Raw genomic sequence first — 21,636 nt, 5'->3', positions numbered from 1 at the left:
TGCGAGGTGACGACCGGCTCGCGCCGCGGACCTTCCGGTCCTCGTGCGCGAGCCCGGTGGTGCTCTCCTAGACGCCCGTGGTGTGCCGGGGGTAGGCCACCGAGGGGTCGGTGGCGATGTTGACCATGTAGGGGATGCCGGAGTCGAACGCGCGGCGCAGGGCCGGGCCGATCTCCGACGGGTCGGTGACGAGCTCGCCGCCGCCGCCGAGGGCGGTCACCACCTGGTCGTAGCGGCACTGCGGCTGCAGCTCGGCGGCCACGTCGTAGCCGTAGAGCATCTGCATGGGGTGCTTCTCCAGGCCCCACATGCCGTTGTTGCCGCAGATCATCACGACGGGCAGGCGGTGTCGCACGAGCGTGTCGACGTCCATCAGCGAGAAGCCGGCCGCGCCGTCGCCGAGCAGCAGCACCACCTGCGAGGAGGGACGGGCGATCCTGGCGGCGATGGCGTATCCCAGGCCGGTGCCCAGACAGCCGTACGGGCCCGGGTCGAGCCAGTTGCCCGGCTGCCGCGGCTCGACGTACTTGCCCGCGTACGAGACGAAGTCACCGCCGTCGCCGATCACCACGGCGTCGTCGGCGAGGATCTTGCTCAGCTCCCCGTAGATCCGCATCGGGTGGATCGGGTTGGACGCGGACTCCAGCAGGGCGGTGTCGGCGGCGATGGCCGCCGAGGCGGCCTCGGACAGCTGCGTCACCCAGGGCGCGTAGGTCTTGGGGGAGACGCCCGCGTTGGCACAGGCCGCGCCGAGGCTCCAGAAGAGCAGCGAGAGGTCGCCGGCGGCGACGGCCGCGGGATCCATGTGCGTGGTCAGCTGCGACGGCGCGTCGGCCAGGTGCACGACCTTGGCGAGCGGAGCGCCGTCCTTGCCGCCGAACCAGCCGTAGCCGAGGCGGAAGTCGATCGGGGCGCCCGCCACGATCACCAGGTCGGCCTGCGAGAACGCCATCCCCCTGGCCCGGGTCACCAGCAGCTCGTGACCGGCGGGCAGGATGCCGCGGCCCTGGCCGTTGGGGATGACCGGCAGGCGGTACTCCTCGACGAAGCTCCTGGCGACCTCCTCGGCGCGGTCCATCCACACGTCCGAGCCGAGCACCAGCACCGGGTGCTGGGCCTCGGCGATCAGCTGGGCGATCGCGGCCAGCGCCTCGGGGTCGGGCTCCAGCGGCGACGGGGTCAGCGTCTCGGGGGCCTCCTCGAGGGCGGGCGCGGCCGAGAAGAGATGGTCCATGTGGAAGTCGAGGAACACGGGACCGCGGTGCGGGGCGAGGGCCGTGCGGAAGGCCATCTCCACGTCCTGCGCGACGGAGTCGGCGCCGGAGCCGGTGAAGGCCAGCTTGGTGATGGGCGCGAACAGCGGCGGGTGGTCGATCTCCTGCAGCGCGCCCGACCCCCAGCGCGACTGCGGGGCACGGCCTCCCATGACCACCACGGGGGACCCGTTGAAGTGCGCGGTGGCCACCCCGCTGACGCCGTTGGTGATGCCGGGGCCCGCGGTGAGCACGGCCAGCCCGGGTTTGCGTGTCAGCCGCGCGGTCGCCTCGGCGGCGAAGACGGCACTCTGCTCGTGGCGGACGTCCAGGATGGGCATGCCCTCGTGGACCGCACCGTCGTAGAGCGGGAAGACGTGCCCGCCGGACAGGGTGAACATGGTCTCGATGCCGTATGCCTTGGAGACGGCGACCGCTATGTCACCTGCGTGCTTGGGAGACTCCATATCGCGCAACCTACCAGTCAGTCACTTAGCGGGACAGGGATTGTTCTCCCTGCCCAGATCCCTTCGCCTAATGCGGCCGTCGCATATCCCGTCTATCCGGAAATAGGCCACGCAACCCCTGGTGGCGAGTCCGCGCGGGCCGTACGGCACCGGCGGGGGCTCGGGTACGGGCCGGAGTGCGGACCAGCCGGGGTGATCGCCGGCTCGCGGGGCTTCTCGCGTCTCTCACGAGGAGCCTTCGCGCGGGGCTCAGAGGGTGTCGGAGAGCGCCTTGATGGGCATCTTGAGGTCCGCCAGCAGGCCGAGGTCGGCCTCGGGCGTACGGCCCAGGGTGGTCAGGTAGTTGCCCACGATGATCGCGTTGATGCCGCCGAGCATGCCGTCCCGGGTGCCCAGGTCGCCCAGGGTCAGCTCGCGGCCCCCCGCGTAGCGCAGGATCGTGCGGGGCAGCGCGAGCCTGAAGGTGGCGATCGTCCGCAGCGCCTCCGACCCCTCCAGCAGCGGGAAGGACGCGAAGGGGGTGCCGGGACGCGGGTTGAGGAAGTTCAGCGGGACCTCGTCGGGCGCCAGCTCGCCGAGCTGCCCGGCGAACTCGGCGCGCTGCTCCCGCGTCTCGCCCATGCCCACGATGCCGCCGCAGCACAGTTCCATCCCGGCCTCGCGCACCATCAGGCAGGTGTCCCAGCGCTCCTCCCAGGTGTGGGTGGTGACGACCTCGCCGAAGTGCGACCTCGCGGTCTCCAGGTTGTGGTTGTAGCGGTGCACGCCCATCTCGGCCAGCTCGTCCACCTGCTCCTGGGTGAGCATGCCCAGCGAGCACGCGACGTTGATGTCGACCGCCTCGCGGATCGCCTTCACACCCTGGCGGACCTGGTCCATCAGCCGCCGGTCGGGGCCCCGCACGGCGGCCACGATGCAGAACTCGGTGGCTCCCGTCGCCGCGGTCTCCCTGGCGGCCTCGACCAGCGAGGGAATGTCCAGCCAGACGGCGCGGACCGGGGAGGAGAACTGCCCCGACTGCGAGCAGAAATGGCAGTCCTCCGGGCAGCCGCCGGTCTTGAGGGAGACGATCCCCTCGACCTCCACCTCCGGGCCGCACCACTTCATCCGCACCTCGTGGGCGAGGGCCAGCAGCTCGGCCAGGCGGTCGTCGGGCAGCTCCAGGCAGCGCAGCGCCTGCGCCGCGTCGAGGCCGCGTCCCTCCTCCAGCACCTGGGTCCGGGCGATCTCGAGGATGTCGCTCATCAAATACCTCCAGCGTGGCGAAGAACTCCGCGGCTCCGGCTACGGGGAAAGCCTAAGGGTGGCGCGGAAGGAAGGGGGGTCGAAGCCGCCGCCCAGCGCCGGGCCCAGTCCCGCGCGGGCCGCGCGGGCGAAGGCGTCGCGCTCCAGCGACCCGGCCCCCTCCGGGAGGGCGCCCGCCAGCGGCCGGGCGGCCAGCATCTCCAGGTCCGCCACGTTGCTCCGCTCGGCGAGGCCAGGCTCGGCCGGCCAGGAGCCGATCACCACTCCGGCGGGCTCCAGTCCCCGGTGGGCCATCGCCTCCAGCGTCAGCGCGGTGTGGTTGAGCGTGCCCAGCCCGGCCCTGGTCACCAGGAGCACCTGGGCCGAGAGCGCCCGGGCGAGGTCGGCGAGGGTCGCCCCCTCCTCGTCGAAGCGGACGAGCAGCCCGCCCGCCCCCTCGACGATCACCAGCCGGTGCGAGTCGGCCAGCTCCTTGATCCGGGCCGCCGCCCGCGTGACGGAGACCGGCGGCAGGCCGGACAGGCGCGCCGCCGCGGCGGGGGACAGCGCGGCGGGATACCTGGCCAGCTCGAAGGTCGTCCGTACCCCGGACAGCCGGATGACGTCGTCCACGTCGCCCGGCTCGGCACCGGACACCCCGGTCTGCGCGGGCTTCACCACCGCCACCGAGGAGCCCCGCTCCCTGGCGAGCGCGGCCACCGCCGCGGTGACGACCGTCTTTCCCACCCCGGTGTCGGTCCCGGTGACCACGAGAATGCTCACCCGTCTCACCTTAGGCGGGCGGGGCCGCGCGGGCGCGTGCGTCCGCGCGGCCCGGCGCCGTCGTGGGCGTCAGGGGGCTGTCAGGGGGGCGGGGCCGGGTCAGGGGCGGTGCAGGCGGGTGACGAACTTGTAGCGGTCTCCCCGGTACAGGGACTGGGCCCACTCGACCGGGTTGCCGTCCGCGTCGAAGGCGTGCCGGGTGAGCAGGAGCATCGGCAGGCCGACGTCGACGCCGAGCACCTGCGCGTCGTACGGGGTGGCCAGCACGGTCTCGATGATCTCCTCGGCGTCGGTCAGCCGTACGTTGTACGCGTTGTACAGCGTCTCGTACAGCGAGGAGTGCACCTCGAGCTCCCGCCGGAGGCGGGGGAAGCGCCGGGCCGACAGGTGGGTGGTGTCGATCGACATCGGCTCGCCGTTGGCCAGGCGCAGGCGGTGGATGCGCAGTACGCGGCCACCGGCGTTGATGGCCAGGCGGCGGGCCAGCGGCTCGTCGGCGGTGACGTAACTGGTGTCGAGGATCTTGGTATCGGGTTCGAGGCCGGCGGTCCTGAGGTTCCCGGTGTAGGAGGTCAGCTGGAGGACCTGGGCGACCTTGGGCTGCGCGACGAACGTCCCCTTGCCCTGGATGCGCACCAGGCGGCCCTCGACCACGAGCTCGGACAGGGCCTGGCGCACGGTCGTGCGCGACGTCTCGAAGCGGACCGCGAGGGCCCGTTCCGGAGGCAGGGCGCTGCCCGCGGGCAGGCTCTTGGTGAGGGTGAGCAGGCTACGTTTTACGTCGTAGTACTTCGGGATCCTCGGGGAGTCGTCGCTCACATGGTCACCTTCATCTCGGCCACGGCGGTGAGTGCACCCCGGATCACCGTTAGATCATCGGAACTCAGATTGGCCCGTGCCGTCAACCGCAGGCAAGAGCGGCCGACCGGCACCGAGGGCGGCCGGAAGCATCCGGCGCGCACCCCGTGTTCCGCGCAGATGAGGGCGGCCCGAAGCGCGGTCTCGGGTGGGCCGAGCACGATGGGGACGACCGCACCCGCCGGATCGCAGGTCTCCAGGCCGAGATCGCGGGCCATCGCGGCCAGCTCCCTCGCCCTGGTTCGCACGCGTCCGGGCAGTTCGGGCTGATGGTGAAGGATATCGACGGCGGCGAGTGCCGCCGCCACGCTGCCCGGCGCCAATCCGGTGTCGAAGATGAACGAGCGTCCCGTGTCGACGAGGGTCTGGATCACCTCGGGGGCGCCCAGCACGGCCCCGCCCTGCGATCCCAGGGATTTGGACAGTGTGATCGTTCTCACAACGCCCGGTTCGGCCGCGAGCCCGGCGGCGTGCACCGCGCCCTGCCCGCGAGCGCCGACGACCCCGATCGAGTGGGCCTCGTCGACGACCAGCAGCGCGCCCTGCCGCACCGCCGCCGCGTGCAACCCCGCGAGCGGGGCCAGGTCGCCGTCCACGGAGAAGACCGCGTCGGTGACCACGATCGCGTGCTCCTCGTCCCGGCCGGCCAGCGCCTTCTCCACGGCCGCCACGTCCTTGTGCGGGGTGACCACGACCCGCGAGCGCGACAGCCGGCAGGCGTCCACGATCGACGCGTGGTTGCCCGCGTCCGAGACCACCAGGGCGTCCCTGCCCAGGGCCGCGACGGCGGCCAGGTTGGCCAGGTAGCCGGAGGAGAACACCAGGGCTCCCCGCGCTCCGGCGAAGGCGCGCAGGCGCGTCTCCAGGCGCGCGTGGAGGGCCGTGGAGCCCGTGACCAGGCGGGAACCCGTGGAGCCGGTGCCCCAGTCTCGCGTGGCCGCCACGGCCGCCTCGACCAGCCGCTCGTCCCTGGCCAGGCCGAGGTAGTCGTTGGAGGCCAGGTCGATCAGGCCGTCGTCGTCGGGGGTGCGGGCGCGCAGGACCCGCCGCAGCCCTGCCGCCTCCCTCGTGGCCGCCGCCGTGCGGAACCGGGCCAGCGGGTCGGGGGTCTGCTCCATAATCGGCATCTTTCCAGCCGGACTCACCCGATTCGCGTTCGGGCCTGCAAAGAACGCATGATGCACGGGTGCCGACTCTAAGCGACCTGGCGGTCCGTCACACCGCGCTCGACGATGCGGACCTGGAGTGGATGCACTCGCTGGTCTCCGACTGGCAGCTCCTCGCCGACCTCTCCTTCGCGGACCTGATCCTGTGGATCCCGCTGAAGGAGGGCTCAGGCTGGATCGCGATCGCGCAGATGAGACCCACCACGGGGCCGACGGTCTACCACGACGACATCGTGGGGATGACGGCGGCCAAGGGGGAGCGGCCGCTCCTGGAGACCGCCTGGAACGAGCGGCGCATCTGCCGCGAGGGCGACCCCGACTGGTCGAGCGGGGTGCCGGTCCGCGAGGAGACCATCCCGGTACGGCGGGCCGACCACTTCCTCGGCGTCATCCAGCGCTCGACGAACCTGTCCTCCGCCCGCACTCCCTCCAGGCTGGAGCTGACCTACCTGCAGAGCGCCTCCGACCTGGCCCAGATGGTGGCCGAGGGCCGCTTCCCGTTCTCCGGCGCCGAGCCGATCCTGGTCCGCTCGCCGAGGGTCGGCGACGGCCTGCTCAGGCTCGACCGGGCGGGCCGCGTCACGTACGCCTCGCCGAACGCCCTTTCCGCCTACCGGCGGCTGGGCCTCAACGCCGACCTGGTCGGCGCGGAGCTGGGCCGTACGACCGCGACGCTCTGCTACTCCGACGAGCCGATCAACGAGAACCTGATGCTCGTCGCGAGCGGGCGGGAGCCCAGGGAGACGGAGGTGGAGTCGGGCGGCACGGTCGTGCAGCTGCGGGCGATCCCGCTGGTCGTCGGCGGCGGGAGGATCGGCGCGCTGGTGCTCATCAGGGACGTGACCGAGCTGCGGCGCCGCGAGCGGGAGCTGATGACCAAGGACGCCACCATCAAGGAGATCCACCACCGGGTGAAGAACAACCTGCAGACGGTGGCCGCGCTGCTGCGGCTCCAGGCCAGGCGGATGCAGCTGCCGGAGGGCAGGGAGGCGCTGGAGGAGGCGGTGCGCAGGGTCGGGTCGATCGCGATCGTGCACGAGACGCTCTCCCACACGCCCGAGGAACAGGTCGACTTCGACGACATCGCCGACCGGGTGATCGCGATGACGGGAGAGGTCGCGGCCCCGGAGACGCAGGTGGTGCCGCTTCGCGTCGGGACGTTCGGGGTGTTGCGCTCGGAGGTCGCGACGCCGCTGGCGATGGTTCTCACCGAGTTGCTGCAGAACGCGGTCCAGCACGGGCTGGCACAGCGCCAGGGCAGGCTGCAGGTGATCGTGTCACGGGGGGCCGAGCGGCTGGACGTGATCGTGTCCGATGACGGCAGCGGGCTGCCCGAGGACTTCGATCTCGACCGGACCACCAGCCTCGGCCTGCAGATCGTCAGGACTTTGGTGGTGGGCGAGCTGTCCGGGCGGCTCGCCATCGAGCCGCGCCAGGGCGGCGGGACCGAGGTGAGCCTGAGCATTCCCCTCCCCGCGATCTGAGCGGATCCGGGCGGGGGAGGGGGGAACGGCGTCAGGTCACGCCCTCGCCGCGGGGCGTGCCCGTCGCCCGGCCCGAGGAAAGAGGGGACCGGGGAAACCGGGGAAAAGGAGCGTTCTCACCGGGATGTCCCGGTGTGGCGGCCGGTTCGGAGGCTCGTACGGGAGCGGGCCTCTTCGAGATGATCAGGCGGGGCTTCGGCTTCAGACGCTCGTGCGGGTGCGGGCACGGGCCGTGCGGCGCTTGAGCGCGCGTCGCTCGTCCTCGCTCAGGCCGCCCCAGACACCGGCGTCCTGGCCGGATTCCAGCGCCCACTTCAGGCACGCCTCACTGATGCTGCACGTGTTGCAGACCTGCTTGGCTTCCTCGATCTGCATCAGGGCGGGGCCGGTGTTGCCGATCGGGAAGAACAGCTCGGGGTCCACGTCACGGCAGGCAGCGTTGTGGCGCCAGTCCATGCGTCCACTCCTTCGTATGAGGAGCCCTTGCGTCGGCTCCAGCGGCTCACTTTGTGAAGAGTTTCACTAACCAGCGCGAACGGCTCCCCGGTCCGTGGTTCAGGTCGGGGGTCCATCCGCTTGATCGCCGGTGGCCTGGGAGCGAGGTGGCCGCTCAAAGGTCCTACGTTCCGACGTCATTCCTGAGATTGTCAGCCACGCTTAGTACACGCAAGAGGTTTGGGAGAACGTTTTACCCGAAATGGATGTCGGATGCGTCACACAGGCCGCATTTAACAGATCAGACCAAGACCTGTAACGCGTCAGGGATAGAGCGGAACGTTATCCGCTCGACCTCCCCCAGGTAGTCCCCGTCCAGCTGGAACGCCACGGGGCGCCTGGAACTCAGGGTGAACTCCTTCTCGTCGTGCAGCTGCACCAGGTGGCGGCCCGTCGGCAGGGTGTCGCGGGCGCCGATGATCTGGGGCATCAGCTGGAGCATCGAGGGCAGGCCGAGGCGCTGCAGGCCCAGCAGGTCGAGCCCGGTCTCGAAGCTCGCCCACGGGGTCGGGGAGACCGGGCGGGGGCCGATGAACGACCACGGGGAGGTGTTGGAGATGACGGCCATGAAGATGCCGCCGGTCCGCGGCACCTCCGGGCCCTCCACGGTCATCGGCGGGTGGCGCTTGTCGGTCGACAGGTAGTGGTGCAACGCGGTGTTCACATAGCGGGTGGGCGTCGCCTTGCGGCCGGTCCCCCGCATCCCCTCGACCGCCCTGATCACCTCGGCGTCGTACCCCAGGCCGCTACAGAACGTGAAATACCTACTGTGGTCATCCCAGATCGCCTGGCCGAGCCCGACGGTCCGCCTCCGGCCGTCGCGGATCGCCTCCAGGATCGCCCCCATCGCCTCCACCGGGTCGTTCGGCAGGCCCAGGGCCCTCGCGAAGACGTTGGCGCTGCCGCCGGGGATCGCCAGCAGCGCGGGCCGGTCGGCCGAGCTGCCCTCGTCGCCCGCCTTGCCGTCCACCGGGTCGAGCAGCCCGTTCACCGCCTCGTTGATGGTGCCGTCACCACCCAGCACGGCCACCGCGTCGTAGCCGGAGGCGTGCGCCTTGCGGGAGAGCTGCGTCGCGTGCCCCCGGTACTCCGTCTCCTCGACGGTCAGGTTCATCGTCGCGCTCAGCGCCCTGATGAGAACGTCCCTGGTTCGCTGATTGGTCGTCGTCGCCTTCGGATTCACCAGGAGCATCGCGCGCATGGCCTCAGCGTATCCGCCGGAAACCGGACTGAGGCGGCGAAGAGGCGGGCGACGATACCCGGCGATAGGGTTGGCCCCGTGCCGAACCGCCCGCTGACCCTCACCGTCGCCGCCGCCGTCATGGCGCTGGAAGGCGCGACCGCCCTGATCCTCGGCGGCTACGCCGGCGTGGAGACGGTGATCGGCCGTCCGTCCGACCTGATGAGCTCGATCGCCGTCGCCGCGTTCGGGATCATCATCGGCGCCGCCCTGCTCTGGGTCGGCTGGGGAATGATCCACTCAGAGCGGTGGGCGCGGAGCCCGGGCGTGCTGACGCAGATCTTCGCCATCCCGGTCTCGGTCACGCTGATCCAGTCCGACCAGCGGGTGATCGGCTTCTCGCTGATCACCCTCGCGGTGATCGGACTGGTCGCGCTGCTGTCCCCGCCGACGACGCACGCCCTCTACGGGGACCAGGACCGGCCGTCCGGCTAGTCGTCGACGGTCAGACCCTCGCGGAGCTGGGCGAGGGTCCTGGCGAGCAGCCGGGACACGTGCATCTGCGAGATGCCGAGCTCGGTGGCGATCTGGGACTGTGTCATGTTGCCGAAGAAACGCAGCAGCAGGATCCGCTTCTCACGCGGAGGCAGCCGCTCCAGCAGGGGCTTGAGCGACTCGCGGTACTCGACGCCCTCCAGGGAGTCGTCCACGATCCCGAGGGAGTCGGCCACCGCCGGCGCGTCGTCGTCGCCGGAGTCGGGCGCGTCGAGGGAGACCGTGGAGTAGGCGTTGGCCGACTCCAGCCCCTCGAGCACCTCCTCCTCGCTCATCTTCAGGAACGCGGCCAGCTCGGCCACGGTCGGCGCACGCCCCTCCCGCTGGGAGAGCTCGCTGATCGCCTTGGTGAGCGAGAGCTTGAGCTCCTGCAGCCGGCGCGGCACGCGGACCGCCCAGCCCTTGTCGCGGAAGTGGCGTTTGATCTCGCCCACGATCGTCGGGGTCGCGTAGGTGGAGAACTCCACCCCGCGGCCGAGATCGAAGCGGTCGATCGACTTGATCAGTCCGATGGTCGCGACCTGGGTGAGGTCGTCCAGCCACTCGCCCCGGTTACGGAACCGGCGGGCGAGGTATTCGACGAGGGGGAGATGGAGCTCGACGAGCTCGTCGCGGATGCGCTGGCGTCGCGGGTCGTCGGCGGTCAACTCCACCAGTTCCGCGAAGAGCAGGCGCGCACGCACCCGATCGGGCACCGCGTGGTCGCTGGCGGCCATGGCACGAGTCCTTTCCGTCACGCCGGCCTCGCCGCGCCTCGGCGCTTGCGGAGGACGATCGCCATACGGTCGGGGGAGTCGGTTACGGCATCCACATCGTCAGCCAGGGCGGTGAGCACCATCCACGCGAAGTCGTCGCGCTTGGGAGGGGTGCTTCCCACCGTGCTGACCTCGACCCGCACTTTCATCAGCTGCCCGGTGAGCTCGAACTCGGCAGTCAGATCGGTGCCGGGAACGGCCTGGGTCAGTAACATCGCACACGCCTCGTCGACCGCGATCCGAAGATCCTCGATCTCGTCCAGCGTGAAGTCCAGCCGTACGGCAAGCGCGGCTGTCGCCGTACGCAGCACGGACAGATAGGCACTCGTCGCCGGCAGCCGGACGCTCACCACGTCACGGATCCCGCCCATGCCGACCGCGGGCGCCTCGGTGTGTTCGGTCACGTTCCTCCTCGCAGAGTCGCTGACTGCAACCTACAGCCCTGGGACGGTAGTTGGCCCGCTTGGACTCGCGATCGAGGCGATTTGCCACCGTCAAGAACCCCTGAAGATACGCAAAAGGGGCACTGTACTTGTGGCGGCTCCGGCGCGTCGCGACCCGGCCCGGGCGACGCGGGCGCGCCGGGATCCGGCCTGTCAGGCGAGGTCGAGGCATCGCGGCCCGGACGACGTGCCGGCGGCGGCGCGTCCTCGCGGACCCCGATCCGGATCAAGGGAGTGTCCCGGGGGACGTTTCCTTGATCCGGACTACCGGCGCCCCATCACGAGATCGTTGTGAGGGTTTTAAGCGGCCTTGGTCTCCCAGAAGATCTTGGAGATGTCGTCGATCTTGCCGAGGAGCTCGTCGGCCTTGGCGACGTCGACCGTGCCCTTGCCGCCGGCCGCGCCCGCGAGCTTGGTGGCCTCCCAGAACAGCTGGTGCAGCTGCGGGTAGGTCTCCAGGTGCGGGGGCTTGAAGTAGTCGGTCCACAGCACCCACAGGTGGTGCTTGACCAGCTCGGCCCGCTCCTCCTTGATGGAGAGCGCGCGGGCGCGGAACACCGGGTCCTCGTTTCCGGCGTACTTCTCCATGATGGCCTTGACGGATTCGGCCTCGATGCGGGCCTGGGCCGGGTCGTACACGCCGCAGGGCAGGTCGCAGTGAGCCGAGGCGATGTGCTTGGGGCGCATAAGTCGTGCGAGCATCGGAAATCCTTCCTTGATGCCGGGTTCAGAATGGTCCGGTTAACGACCTTACTCGTCTCCGAATGCCCGCGCGGGAGGGGGTTACGCTCCATGAGAGTCCGTGTCGCAGGTGAGTCGATGCTGCCCGCGCTGCGGCCCGGCGACTGGCTCTGGGTACGGCGCGGCGCGGCCGTACGGCCGGGGGACCTGGTCGTCGCCCGGTTGCCGTCCGATCCCGCCGTGCTCATCGTCAAGCGCGCCGCGTGGGAGGCCGACGGCGGCTGGTGGCTGGAGAGCGACAACCAGCGCGCCTCCGGCCGGCGCGACAGCTGGGACTTCGGGGCGCTGCCGCCGTCGTCGATCGTCGGCCGGGTGGTGCTGCGCTACTGGCCGGATCCCTGGCGGGCCCGGTGAGGCGCCTCCGGGGGTCTCCCGCTCACTGGACGATCTTCTGGCGGGCCCGGTGAGGCGGCTTAGGGTGTCTCCCGTCTACTGGACGACCTTCTGGCGGGCCCGGTAGGCGGCGACGTTGGCCCGGCTGGCGCACCGCTCAGAGCAGTAGCGGCGCGACCGGTTGGAGGAGGTGTCGAGGTAGGCCCTGCGACAGGGCGGCGCCTGGCAGAGGCCGAGCCGGTCGACGCCGAGATCGGTGATCATGGTGGCGAGTCCCATCACCGCGCCCACCGCGTACTGGTCGGCCATCCGGCCGCCCTCGGTGAGGTGCAGGTGCCAGCGCTCGCCGTCGTGACCGGAGATCTGCGGCTGGACCGGGTGGTGGATCAGCAGCGAGTTGAGCCGGTCGACCACCGCCTCCTCGTCGCCCGCCTCTGCGGTCTCGAACACGATCATCAGCTCCTCGCGCAGGTCGCGCAGGGCCTCCAGGTCGCTCCTGGTGATGCGGCAGCCGGGCCGGTAGCGGCCGCCCTCTTCCAGGAGCAGGCGCAGCCCGTCGAGGCCGGTCAGCCGGTCGGGACTGTTGATCAGTAGTACGGCCAGCTCCGCGTAGGAGGTCAGGTCCATCTGGGGATCCGTCGATGTAAGAGGCGGCATGGATTTTGAGTATTACACGATGTGGTGAGGTTAACACCGGGACGGCGAAAGTCGGCGACTTCCCTCCACGGGCGGCAGTCTCAACATGTGGCACAATCGAGCAACGGGTGACCCCCGTACCCCCTCCAGGCGACCGTGCTCAGTGGGCAGGTCCCGAGCGGCTACCGAAGCCCGGGACATGCTTCCTCCGGCCGCCTCCGAAGGAAACATCCGTCTGTCTGACTGAACTACAGGGGTCGCTGTGGCCGTCACGCCATCCTCCATCTCCCTCGAAGCTCTCGAAGCCCTCGATCTTGACCCGGCCTTCGCCCTGCACCGCGGGGGCAAGCTGGAGGTCCGCTCCACCGTCCCGGTCCGCGACGCCGACGACCTGGCGCTCGCCTACACGCCGGGGGTGGCCAGGGTCTGCAGCGCGATCGCCGAGGAGCCCGAGCTGGCCCAGGACTACACCTGGATCTCCAACGTGGTCGCCGTCGTCTCCGACGGCACCGCCGTGCTCGGCCTCGGGGACATCGGGCCCGCCGCCGCCATGCCGGTCATGGAGGGCAAGGCCCTGCTGTTCAAGCAGTTCGCAGGCGTCGACGCGGTGCCTCTCTGCCTCGACTGCACCGACGTGGACGCGCTGGTCGAGACAGTCGTCCGGCTCGCCCCCTCCTTCGGGGGGATCAACCTCGAGGACATCAGCGCGCCCCGCTGCTTCGAGATCGAGGCGCGCCTTCGCGAGCTCCTCGACATCCCCGTCTTCCACGACGACCAGCACGGCACCGCGATCGTCACGCTGGCCGCGCTGAAGAACGCCGCGCGGCTGACCGGCCGCTCGCTGGGAGAGCTGCGCGTCGTGGTCGCCGGCGCCGGCGCCTCCGGGATCGCGGTCAGCCGGTTCCTGCTCAACGCGGGCATCGGCGACATCGCGGTGGCCGACTCCAAGGGCCTCATCCACGAGGGCCGCGTCGGGCTCAACCCGGTGAAGGAGGCCCTGGCGCGCGACAGCAACAGGGCGGGCCTGCGCGGTTCCACCGAGCAGGCGCTGGCCGGGGCCGACGTGTTCGTCGGGCTGTCGGGCTCGACGGTCTCCGAGGAGGCCATCGCGTCGATGGCCCCGGACTCGATCGTCTTCGCGCTGTCCAACCCGACGCCCGAGGTGCGTCCGGACATCGCGCGCAAGTACGCGCGCGTGGTCGCGACCGGCCGCTCCGACTTCCCCAACCAGATCAACAACGTGCTGGCCTTCCCCGGCGTCTTCCGCGGGGCGCTCGACGTCCGCGCCACCACGATCACCGAGAACATGAAGGTCGCCGCGGCCGAGGCGCTGGCCGCGGTGGTCGGGGACGACGAGCTGTCGGCCGACTGCGTGATCCCCAGCCCGTTCGACGAGCGCGTCGCCCCCGCGGTCATCGCCGCCGTCTCCGCGCAGGCCCGCGCCGACGGGGTCGCCCGCCTCTAGCGGTCACCTCCCGGTCCCCGGCCGCCGGACTCCTCCGTACGGCCGCCAGCGCGATCGTGCACCCATGCCCTCTCATGCTCATCCCGTGCCCACCAGGCATGTGACCACGGACGCCCCTCGCCCGACCGGCGAGGGGCGTTCGCGCTTTCCGGAAACCCCGATATTCGTCACGGATCGTGCTATAAAAAGAGCTCTCAGTTACCTATGTGCGTAAGGTGTGCATCAGGCAGCGGTACGCGCACGACCGGAGCATGCGCGCTGCCGGCGCGCAGCTGGTTCTCGCGGTGAGGGGAGCTATGAGACGCGAGCCCAACCGACTACTCCAGAGGCTCATCGCCGAGGCGGGCTTCACCCACAAGGGGCTGGCCCGGCGGCTCAACGATCTCGGCGCTGCTCGCGGCCTGTCCGGTCTGAGGTATGACCACAGTTCCGTGCTGCGCTGGATCGCGGGCCAGCGGCCGAGAGACCCGGTCACCGGGCTGCTCGCCGAGATCTTCGCGCTCCGGCTCGGCAGGGCCGTGAGTCCCGAGGATCTCGGCCTGCCGGCCGTCCTGACGCCTCTGGACCTCGGGCAGGAGTTCAACCACACGTGGCAGGAGGGAATCTCGACCGTGACAGCACTGTGGCGCGGGGACGTGGAGAGACGAAGGTTCTTACTCGACTCCACCTTCGCGATCGGGGCCGGGTCCGCCGGGGCGGTGCGCTGGCTGACCCTTCCGCTGGAGGGCCGCCCCGAGGGGCGGGGCACCCGGCGCGTCGGCATGGACGACATCGCGGCGATCCGTGAGGTCACCCGGTCCTTCGGCGAGCTGGACAACAGGTTCGGTGGTGGGAGGGTCCGCCCCGCTGTCGTGAAATATCTGGATACGGCGGTTGCGCCGCTCCTCGGTGACGGCTCGTACGCCGAGAACACCGGCAAGGCGCTGGCGTCGGCCGCAGCCGAGCTGACCCGGCTGGCCGGATGGATGGCCTACGACCTGGAGCAGCACGGCCTGGCCCAGCGCTACCTGATCCAGGCGCTGCGCCTGGCGCGCGGGGCGGGCGACCACGGGCTCGGCGGCGAGATCCTCGCCGGGATGAGCCACCAGGCCATATATATAGGACAACCCGCCCACGCGCTCGACCTGGCCAGGGCCGCCCAGCTCTCCGCCCGCCGGGCCGGGATCTTCGCCCTGCTGGCCGAGACGCACGTGCTGGAGGCCCACGCGCACGCGGCGCTGGACGACCGGGAGGCGTGCGCGAGCTCCCTGCACGAGGCCGAGCTGTCCTTCGACCGGCGCCGGGCCGGCGACGAGCCCGACTGGATCTCCTACTTCGACGAGGCCTACCTGTCGGCGAAGTTCGCGCACTGCTTCCGCGACCTGGGCGACGGGCCGGGGACGGTACGGCACGCCAGGCGCTCGCTGGAGATGGACGGGCGCTACGTGCGCGGGCGGATGTTCAACCTGTCGCTGCTCTCGGCCGGGCTGCTCGCCTCGGGGGAGCTGGAGGAGGCCTGCTCCTTCGCGGTGGAGGCACTGGAGCTGGCGAAGGGCCTGGAGTCGGCCAGGACCCGGTCGTACGTCGCCGATCTGCGGCGGCGGCTGGATCCCCACGCCGCCGAGCGCCCGGTGGTGGAGCTGAACGAGCGGGTGGGGGAGCTCAACTCCGTCTGAGCGGATCGGGAGGTCTCGCCGAAGGCTTTCCGGTAGGAACCTGGGGCTCTTCCCTCGACGGGGATGAGAACTTCCCGATGGGGATGCCCAACCGTTTCCGGTGGGGAATGGCCGAAGGGGCCCGGCAGGATCTGCCGGGCCCCTTCGGGTGGAGCTGGTGATGCTGGGTCTAACGGTGGTGCTGGTGGTGCTGTGAGCCTGGGGTTTGGACGCTCAGGCTCGGGTGATCGTCAGGGAGCTACTACTACTTGACGATCTTGCCGGACCACACCGCGGAGGCCTTGGTGTAGATGGCCGCGGTCTCACCGTCGAAGTACGGCGAGGTGATGGTGTCGTAGCGGCCGTTCTTGTCCTGGTCGCCGAACAGGCTGGTGACACCGTTGACGTAGCCGAGACGCTTGGCGTTGCTGTACTTGGCGAGCCAGGGGCCACCGTCGGCGCCGGGGGTGAAGGAGCTCTTGAGGCCGATGTGCTCCTCAACCTTCTCCGCAGCCGAGACGTACACCTTGCCGGAGGTCTTGCCGTAGGTCCACTTCGGCGTAACGCCGGTGTAGGCCTTGTTGCCGTCGGGGTGCGGCAGCGCCGGGTAGCCGAAGACGAACACCGTCTGCTCGGGCTTCTGGTTCCAGGTGAAGCCCTGGCCGCCGACGTTGTCGCCCAGGCGACCGGCGTCCTTGGCGAAGCCCTCGACGATGAAGTAGGTCTCGACCCAGTACTTGGTCGGGATCGTGACGCTGACCCACTTCTTCACGAAGTACTGCTGCTTGGTCCAGCCGATGACGGTCTTGTTGTCGTTGGGGTCCTTGACCTCAGCGAGCGTGCCGTCGAACTTGCCGTCGGCCTTGTCAACCAGGAGCTGCTTGTACTCGGCCTCGCTGATGGAGACCGGCGCGCTGGCGGCGTTGAACGGAGCACCGTTGCCCAGGTCGTCCTTGAGGGCCTTGGCAGCCTCGAACTCAGCCTTGGTGACCGGAACGCCGATGACCTTGACACCCGCGGTCGGGCCCTTGCCAAGGACGTAGTCCTTGAAGTTGCCGTAGGTGGCGTCAGCCGGCTTGGCGACGGTGGCGACCTCGGGGTCGAGCGGCTTGGACTGGTACGGGCCGTTGACGCCGTACTTGACGACACCGGCCTCGAACTCGTCCTTGGTGACCGTCTTCTCGACGATGTACTTCTTGCCCTCGAACTTGGTGTACTCGGACTTGAGCACCTGGGTGGTCTTGCCCGCACCGACGTGGACACCGTTGTACACGGTCACGAACGCGTAGTCGCGGTCGCGGTCGTTGTACACGCTGTAGTCGTAGTGGGTGTAAGCCGTCTTACCGGCGTACACGCCCCACGGAGCCTTGCCCTGGTAGTAGCCGGGGACGAAGACCCAGTTGTCCATGACGCTGGCGTTCTTCTTGTCGTCGTAGACGCAGTGACCGGCCGTGGCGACCAGGTTGCGGTACTTCGACTGGATCGAGGTGGCCGAGCACCACTTGAACTTGCCCTCGGAGTCAACGAAGAACACCTTGCCGATGGTCTTCGGCAGGTTGATGTTCTTGACCTTCGCGGAGGACTTCTTCTCTTCGCCGATCGGGGCCACGATGCCGGGCTTGCCGTCGGGGGTGTAGCCGCCGCCCGCGCTCAGCTTCGAGGCCGCAACGGTCTCGTGCGTGTACGCGGTGGCCTTGGCCAGGTTGTTGGCGTCGCCGTTGGTCGCGAGCCAGAACTCGGCGACGTCCAGCGCGGCCGGAGCGTCCTTGGCCAGGGTGTCGTAGTCCCAGTCCGGAACGGCATTGGCGGTACCGGCCAGACCGGCGGCCAGCAGACCGGTGGCCAGAACGGCGCCACCGGCGGGGAGGAGGATGCGCTTCAAGGGGAACTCCTTGGTCTGATGTGGAACGCTTCTTGCGTCCCATGCGTCAGTAAAGGGAATGCCAGAAACATACAGCGCCGATCTTGAACACCGGAAGCCGCTTTGAGGATCAAAGACGGCCTTGATCGCGCCGATGCCATTCTGTGATGTTTGGGCACGCCTGAAGCTGATGTGAAAGTTGATGGGTGAGCTACGTGTTTACGCAGATAGGCGTAGGGTTGGTGTGAAAGTGACTGATGTGGCGTGAGTAGGTCACCACGTTCGGTTACCAGTCATATGTGATGCAGATCACATCAACTTGATGGCACCGATTCCGGAGCGGGCACGTCTAAAGGCCCGTCGATTCGGGATCCGGGGTGTGGACGAGCCTGAGAGCGTGCGGCACGGACCCCTGAAACCGATGCGGGTGCCCCTCTCGTCGCCCTCCCGCACCCGCACGGGAGCTTGATCCTTTCGCTGCTGGGTGCCGGCCGCAGGGGTGGTGAAAACCAGCCGGAGAGATCTGATTTCGGCTGAGAACGCGCTACGGCGGTGCCGAAGTGGGATAGCCGCGTTCACGGCCGCGAGAGAACACCCCGAGGAACGCGTGCGTGATCTCCGGTCTCCGGATTCGGTCGCCAGCTCCGTTCTCCGAGTCCGGGTTCCAGGGCTGATTCCCGGAGCCGGCGCCATCGGCGCTCCGGTGACATCGCCGCCACGTCGAAGAGCCCGGCGCCAGCCGGGCTCTTCGACGTTTCCGGGAACCGATCGCCGCTTTCACGGTCACCGGTGGGGAATGGCCGAAGGGGCCCGGCAGGATCTGCCGGGCCCCTTCGGGTGGAGCTGGTGATGCTGGGTCTAACGGTGGTGCTGGTGGTGCTGTGAGCCTGGGGTTTGGACGCTCAGGCTCGGGTGATCGTCAGGGAGCTACTACTACTTGACGATCTTGCCGGACCACACCGCGGAGGCCTTGGTGTAGATGGCCGCGGTCTCACCGTCGAAGTACGGCGAGGTGATGGTGTCGTAGCGGCCGTTCTTGTCCTGGTCGCCGAACAGGCTGGTGACACCGTTGACGTAGCCGAGACGCTTGGCGTTGCTGTACTTGGCGAGCCAGGGGCCACCGTCGGCGCCGGGGGTGAAGGAGCTCTTGAGGCCGATGTGCTCCTCAACCTTCTCCGCAGCCGAGACGTACACCTTGCCGGAGGTCTTGCCGTAGGTCCACTTCGGCGTAACGCCGGTGTAGGCCTTGTTGCCGTCGGGGTGCGGCAGCGCCGGGTAGCCGAAGACGAACACCGTCTGCTCGGGCTTCTGGTTCCAGGTGAAGCCCTGGCCGCCGACGTTGTCGCCCAGGCGACCGGCGTCCTTGGCGAAGCCCTCGACGATGAAGTAGGTCTCGACCCAGTACTTGGTCGGGATCGTGACGCTGACCCACTTCTTCACGAAGTACTGCTGCTTGGTCCAGCCGATGACGGTCTTGTTGTCGTTGGGGTCCTTGACCTCAGCGAGCGTGCCGTCGAACTTGCCGTCGGCCTTGTCAACCAGGAGCTGCTTGTACTCGGCCTCGCTGATGGAGACCGGCGCGCTGGCGGCGTTGAACGGAGCACCGTTGCCCAGGTCGTCCTTGAGGGCCTTGGCAGCCTCGAACTCAGCCTTGGTGACCGGAACGCCGATGACCTTGACACCCGCGGTCGGGCCCTTGCCAAGGACGTAGTCCTTGAAGTTGCCGTAGGTGGCGTCAGCCGGCTTGGCGACGGTGGCGACCTCGGGGTCGAGCGGCTTGGACTGGTACGGGCCGTTGACGCCGTACTTGACGACACCGGCCTCGAACTCGTCCTTGGTGACCGTCTTCTCGACGATGTACTTCTTGCCCTCGAACTTGGTGTACTCGGACTTGAGCACCTGGGTGGTCTTGCCCGCACCGACGTGGACACCGTTGTACACGGTCACGAACGCGTAGTCGCGGTCGCGGTCGTTGTACACGCTGTAGTCGTAGTGGGTGTAAGCCGTCTTACCGGCGTACACGCCCCACGGAGCCTTGCCCTGGTAGTAGCCGGGGACGAAGACCCAGTTGTCCATGACGCTGGCGTTCTTCTTGTCGTCGTAGACGCAGTGACCGGCCGTGGCGACCAGGTTGCGGTACTTCGACTGGATCGAGGTGGCCGAGCACCACTTGAACTTGCCCTCGGAGTCAACGAAGAACACCTTGCCGATGGTCTTCGGCAGGTTGATGTTCTTGACCTTCGCGGAGGACTTCTTCTCTTCGCCGATCGGGGCCACGATGCCGGGCTTGCCGTCGGGGGTGTAGCCGCCGCCCGCGCTCAGCTTCGAGGCCGCAACGGTCTCGTGCGTGTACGCGGTGGCCTTGGCCAGGTTGTTGGCGTCGCCGTTGGTCGCGAGCCAGAACTCGGCGACGTCCAGCGCGGCCGGAGCGTCCTTGGCCAGGGTGTCGTAGTCCCAGTCCGGAACGGCATTGGCGGTACCGGCCAGACCGGCGGCCAGCAGACCGGTGGCCAGAACGGCGCCACCGGCGGGGAGGAGGATGCGCTTCAAGGGGAACTCCTTGGTCTGATGTGGAACGCTTCTTGCGTCCCATGCGTCAGTAAAGGGAATGCCAGAAACATACAGCGCCGATCTTGAACACCGGAAGCCGGTTCAAGGGGGAAGAAACGGGCCTGGGAGGCCGAGACCGTTTCGTGATGTTTGAAGACCCTTGATGCTGATGTTGCGATTGAGGTGGACCTGAGGTGTTTCCGCAGATAGGTGGAATCCTGGGGCGAAGGTGACTGATGTGACGTGTTCGGACGATCACGATGAGCTATAGACCTCATGTGACGCAGATCACATCAACTTGATGGCACCGATTTCGCGGCGGGCACGTCTAACGCGCTCGTCCGCGACCGGAACGGCCTTCCGCGCCGCCCCGCGACACGCCTTCCCGGCCCCGGAAACCGGCCTCCTCGCCATGGAAACGTCCCGGAAAACGGGTGCGGGACCCGGCGCCGCGCGCCGGGTCCCGCCGATGGTTCGGAGGCCGAGAGAGTCCCTCGTCCTGCGATGGACGAGTTACCTGTAGAGCTCGCCCCTCGGGCCGACGATCCTGCCGGACCACACGTTGGCGGCCTTGCGGTAGATGTCGGCGGTCTCGCCGTCGAAGTACGGCGAGGTGATGAGGTCGTAGCGGTCGTTCTGGTCCTGGTCGCCGAACAGGCTGGTGACACCGTTGACGAGGCCCAGGCGCCGGGAGCTGCTGTACTGCGAGATCCACGGTCCGCCGTCGGCGCCCGGGGTGAAGGCGCCCTTGAGGCCGACGTGCTCCTCGACCTTCTCCGCGGCCGAGACGTACTCCTTGCCGGAGGTCTTGCCGTAGACGTACTTGGGCGTCACGCCGCTGTAGGGCCTGTCGCCGTCGGGGTGCGGGGCCTGGGGGTAGCCGAAGACGTAGACGGTCTTGCCGGTGCTCTGGTTCCAGGTGAAGCCCTGGCCGCCGACGTTGTCGCCAAGGCGGCCGACGTCCTTGGAGAGCAGGATGTAGTAGTGCGAGCCACGTGACCACTTGGGCCCGGTGAACCCGTTGTACTCGCTCTTGGTGACCTGCTTGACCCCGTTGAAGGCGACGCCGTTGTAGACCGTGACGAAGGCGTAGTCCTTGTCGTAGTCCTCGTAGTTGGCGAAGTCGTAGTGCGTCCACGCCGACTTGCCGACGTAGATGCCCCACGGGGCCTTGCCCTGGTAGTAGCCGGGGACGAAGACCCACTTGTCGAGGGTGTCGCTGTTGCTGCCCGGGTCGTAGACGCAGTGCCCGGCCGTGGCGACCACGTTGCGGTACTTGCCCTGGATCGAGGTGGCCGAGCACCAGCGGTACTGGCCGTTGACGACGAAGAACACCTTGCCGATGGTCCTGGGCAGGTTGACGTTCTTGACGCGGCCGGACGGGGCCTTCTCCGAGCCGGTCGGACCGACGCTGCCGGGCCTGCCGTCGGGGGAGAAGCCGCCGCCGACCTTCATCTTCGGCGCACCGGGGTCGGGGTTGTAGACCGTCGCCTTCTTGAGGGCGGCGAAGTTGGAAGCGGCCCAGAAGTCGATGACCGAGACCGCCGAGGCGTTGTTCCTGGCCATCGGGTCGGTCGCCCAGTCGGGGGCGGCCTGGGCGGTGCCGGCCAGGGTGGTGGCCAGCAGGGCGGTGGCGGCTGCGGCGCCACCGAGGGGGAGAAGAGAGTGCTTCACTACAGGAGCTCCTTGCGCTGCAACGTTCCCGGACGGGACGTCAGGGAACTGCGGGACGACAAGCTACGAACCTATGCAG

Annotated in this window: 19 protein-coding genes; 5 read left to right on the top strand and 14 right to left on the bottom strand. The window is 69.0% G+C overall.

Annotated elements, in window-relative coordinates; genetic code table 11:
- Positions 1 to 67 precede the first annotated feature (67 nt).
- The 5 genes from ACTOQ2_RS37070 to ACTOQ2_RS37050 all read right to left on the bottom strand — a co-directional run bounded on the left by ACTOQ2_RS37070 (position 68) and on the right by ACTOQ2_RS37050 (position 5,703).
- The gene (locus tag ACTOQ2_RS37070) at positions 68 to 1,720 is read right to left on the bottom strand and encodes an acetolactate synthase (protein ID WP_440105620.1); all 1,653 of its coding nucleotides are present in this window, start codon (positions 1,718 to 1,720) and stop codon (positions 68 to 70) included.
- A 249-nt stretch (positions 1,721 to 1,969) separates the two neighbouring features.
- Positions 1,970 to 2,965, bottom strand: a complete 996-nt coding sequence (gene bioB, locus ACTOQ2_RS37065) for a biotin synthase BioB (protein ID WP_440105618.1) — start codon at positions 2,963 to 2,965, stop codon at positions 1,970 to 1,972.
- A 39-nt stretch (positions 2,966 to 3,004) separates the two neighbouring features.
- Positions 3,005 to 3,727 carry a dethiobiotin synthase gene (bioD, locus tag ACTOQ2_RS37060; protein WP_440088577.1) on the bottom strand — a complete coding sequence of 241 codons (723 nt, stop codon included), beginning with the start codon at positions 3,725 to 3,727 and terminating at the stop codon, positions 3,005 to 3,007.
- A gap of 99 nt (positions 3,728 to 3,826) precedes the next feature.
- Positions 3,827 to 4,546 carry a GntR family transcriptional regulator gene (locus ACTOQ2_RS37055; protein ID WP_436764206.1) on the bottom strand — a complete coding sequence of 240 codons (720 nt, stop codon included), beginning with the start codon at positions 4,544 to 4,546 and terminating at the stop codon, positions 3,827 to 3,829.
- Positions 4,543 to 5,703: an 8-amino-7-oxononanoate synthase gene (locus ACTOQ2_RS37050; protein ID WP_440105616.1), complete on the bottom strand. Its 1,161-nt coding sequence runs from the start codon at positions 5,701 to 5,703 to the stop codon at positions 4,543 to 4,545. The genes ACTOQ2_RS37055 and ACTOQ2_RS37050 overlap by 4 nt, the downstream gene beginning before the upstream one ends.
- Positions 5,704 to 5,771: 68 nt before the next feature.
- Between ACTOQ2_RS37050 and ACTOQ2_RS37045 the strand changes: the two genes are divergently transcribed.
- Positions 5,772 to 7,235, top strand: coding sequence for a sensor histidine kinase (locus tag ACTOQ2_RS37045; protein ID WP_440105614.1), 1,464 nt, complete (start codon positions 5,772 to 5,774; stop codon positions 7,233 to 7,235).
- Between the two features lie 201 nt (positions 7,236 to 7,436).
- Here ACTOQ2_RS37045 and ACTOQ2_RS37040 read toward each other — a convergent pair whose 3' ends face one another.
- Entirely contained in the window at positions 7,437 to 7,691 is a 255-nt protein-coding gene (locus ACTOQ2_RS37040) for a WhiB family transcriptional regulator (protein ID WP_362697760.1), read from the bottom strand.
- A gap of 280 nt (positions 7,692 to 7,971) precedes the next feature.
- A complete protein-coding gene (locus ACTOQ2_RS37035; protein ID WP_440105612.1) occupies positions 7,972 to 8,931 on the bottom strand; it encodes a diacylglycerol/lipid kinase family protein in 960 nt (319 codons plus the stop codon).
- A 78-nt stretch (positions 8,932 to 9,009) separates the two neighbouring features.
- Between ACTOQ2_RS37035 and ACTOQ2_RS37030 the strand changes: the two genes are divergently transcribed.
- On the top strand, positions 9,010 to 9,405 hold the full coding sequence (locus tag ACTOQ2_RS37030; protein ID WP_440105610.1) for a hypothetical protein: 396 nt from the start codon (positions 9,010 to 9,012) through the stop codon (positions 9,403 to 9,405).
- On the opposite strand, the gene ACTOQ2_RS37025 is transcribed toward ACTOQ2_RS37030, so the two are convergent.
- From ACTOQ2_RS37025 to sodN, 3 genes are all read right to left on the bottom strand, one after another.
- The gene (locus tag ACTOQ2_RS37025) at positions 9,402 to 10,181 is read right to left on the bottom strand and encodes an RNA polymerase sigma factor SigF (protein ID WP_362697768.1); all 780 of its coding nucleotides are present in this window, start codon (positions 10,179 to 10,181) and stop codon (positions 9,402 to 9,404) included. The two genes, ACTOQ2_RS37030 and ACTOQ2_RS37025, sit on opposite strands and share 4 nt — an antisense overlap.
- Positions 10,182 to 10,198: 17 nt before the next feature.
- A complete protein-coding gene (locus ACTOQ2_RS37020; protein WP_030924831.1) occupies positions 10,199 to 10,624 on the bottom strand; it encodes an anti-sigma factor in 426 nt (141 codons plus the stop codon).
- Positions 10,625 to 10,963: 339 nt separating this feature from the next.
- Positions 10,964 to 11,365 carry a superoxide dismutase, Ni gene (gene sodN, locus ACTOQ2_RS37015; protein WP_362697771.1) on the bottom strand — a complete coding sequence of 134 codons (402 nt, stop codon included), beginning with the start codon at positions 11,363 to 11,365 and terminating at the stop codon, positions 10,964 to 10,966.
- 90 nt (positions 11,366 to 11,455) lie between these two features.
- Between sodN and sodX the strand changes: the two genes are divergently transcribed.
- Positions 11,456 to 11,758 carry a nickel-type superoxide dismutase maturation protease gene (gene sodX / locus ACTOQ2_RS37010; protein WP_440073009.1) on the top strand — a complete coding sequence of 101 codons (303 nt, stop codon included), beginning with the start codon at positions 11,456 to 11,458 and terminating at the stop codon, positions 11,756 to 11,758.
- Between the two features lie 75 nt (positions 11,759 to 11,833).
- Here the strand turns inward: sodX and ACTOQ2_RS37005 are convergent, their stop codons facing one another.
- A complete protein-coding gene (locus tag ACTOQ2_RS37005) occupies positions 11,834 to 12,364 on the bottom strand; it encodes a CGNR zinc finger domain-containing protein (protein ID WP_362697777.1) in 531 nt (176 codons plus the stop codon).
- A gap of 271 nt (positions 12,365 to 12,635) precedes the next feature.
- Here ACTOQ2_RS37005 and ACTOQ2_RS37000 point away from each other — a divergent pair, with 271 nt between their 5' ends.
- The gene (locus ACTOQ2_RS37000) at positions 12,636 to 13,838 is read left to right on the top strand and encodes an NAD(P)-dependent malic enzyme (RefSeq protein WP_440105608.1); all 1,203 of its coding nucleotides are present in this window, start codon (positions 12,636 to 12,638) and stop codon (positions 13,836 to 13,838) included.
- Positions 13,839 to 14,134: 296 nt separating this feature from the next.
- On the top strand, positions 14,135 to 15,493 hold the full coding sequence (locus ACTOQ2_RS36995) for a hypothetical protein (protein ID WP_440105607.1): 1,359 nt from the start codon (positions 14,135 to 14,137) through the stop codon (positions 15,491 to 15,493).
- A 244-nt stretch (positions 15,494 to 15,737) separates the two neighbouring features.
- Here ACTOQ2_RS36995 and ACTOQ2_RS36990 read toward each other — a convergent pair whose 3' ends face one another.
- From ACTOQ2_RS36990 to ACTOQ2_RS36980, 3 genes are all read right to left on the bottom strand, one after another.
- Positions 15,738 to 17,354 (bottom strand): hypothetical protein, encoded by a 1,617-nt coding sequence (locus tag ACTOQ2_RS36990; RefSeq protein ID WP_440105605.1) that lies wholly within the window; start codon positions 17,352 to 17,354, stop codon positions 15,738 to 15,740.
- Between the two features lie 912 nt (positions 17,355 to 18,266).
- Entirely contained in the window at positions 18,267 to 19,883 is a 1,617-nt protein-coding gene (locus tag ACTOQ2_RS36985) for a hypothetical protein (RefSeq protein ID WP_440105605.1), read from the bottom strand.
- Between the two features lie 513 nt (positions 19,884 to 20,396).
- Positions 20,397 to 21,557 (bottom strand): trypsin-like serine peptidase, encoded by a 1,161-nt coding sequence (locus ACTOQ2_RS36980; RefSeq protein WP_440105603.1) that lies wholly within the window; start codon positions 21,555 to 21,557, stop codon positions 20,397 to 20,399.
- Positions 21,558 to 21,636: the final 79 nt, after the last annotated feature.

This window comes from Streptosporangium sp. H16 (assembly GCF_051918855.1).
In the GTDB taxonomy this organism is placed as follows: Bacteria; Actinomycetota; Actinomycetes; order Streptosporangiales; family Streptosporangiaceae; genus Streptosporangium.
This window is presented reverse-complemented; position numbering and strand designations above follow the sequence as displayed.

What these genes read in the sequence shown, in the direction of transcription:
- ACTOQ2_RS37070 (WP_440105620.1), bottom strand. Translation starts at nt 1,720, where the DNA reads ATGGAGTCTCCCAAGCACGCAGGTGACATAGCGGTCGCCGTCTCCAAG.
- bioB (WP_440105618.1), bottom strand. Translation starts at nt 2,965, where the DNA reads ATGAGCGACATCCTCGAGATCGCCCGGACCCAGGTGCTGGAGGAGGGA.
- ACTOQ2_RS37050 (WP_440105616.1), bottom strand. Translation starts at nt 5,703, where the DNA reads ATGGAGCAGACCCCCGACCCGCTGGCCCGGTTCCGCACGGCGGCGGCC.
- ACTOQ2_RS37040 (WP_362697760.1), bottom strand. Translation starts at nt 7,691, where the DNA reads ATGGACTGGCGCCACAACGCTGCCTGCCGTGACGTGGACCCCGAGCTG.
- ACTOQ2_RS37035 (WP_440105612.1), bottom strand. Translation starts at nt 8,931, where the DNA reads ATGCGCGCGATGCTCCTGGTGAATCCGAAGGCGACGACGACCAATCAG.
- ACTOQ2_RS37025 (WP_362697768.1), bottom strand. Translation starts at nt 10,181, where the DNA reads ATGGCCGCCAGCGACCACGCGGTGCCCGATCGGGTGCGTGCGCGCCTG.
- sodN (WP_362697771.1), bottom strand. Translation starts at nt 11,365, where the DNA reads ATGCTCGCACGACTTATGCGCCCCAAGCACATCGCCTCGGCTCACTGC.
- sodX (WP_440073009.1), top strand. Translation starts at nt 11,456, where the DNA reads ATGAGAGTCCGTGTCGCAGGTGAGTCGATGCTGCCCGCGCTGCGGCCC.
- ACTOQ2_RS37005 (WP_362697777.1), bottom strand. Translation starts at nt 12,364, where the DNA reads ATGGACCTGACCTCCTACGCGGAGCTGGCCGTACTACTGATCAACAGT.
- ACTOQ2_RS36995 (WP_440105607.1), top strand. Translation starts at nt 14,135, where the DNA reads ATGAGACGCGAGCCCAACCGACTACTCCAGAGGCTCATCGCCGAGGCG.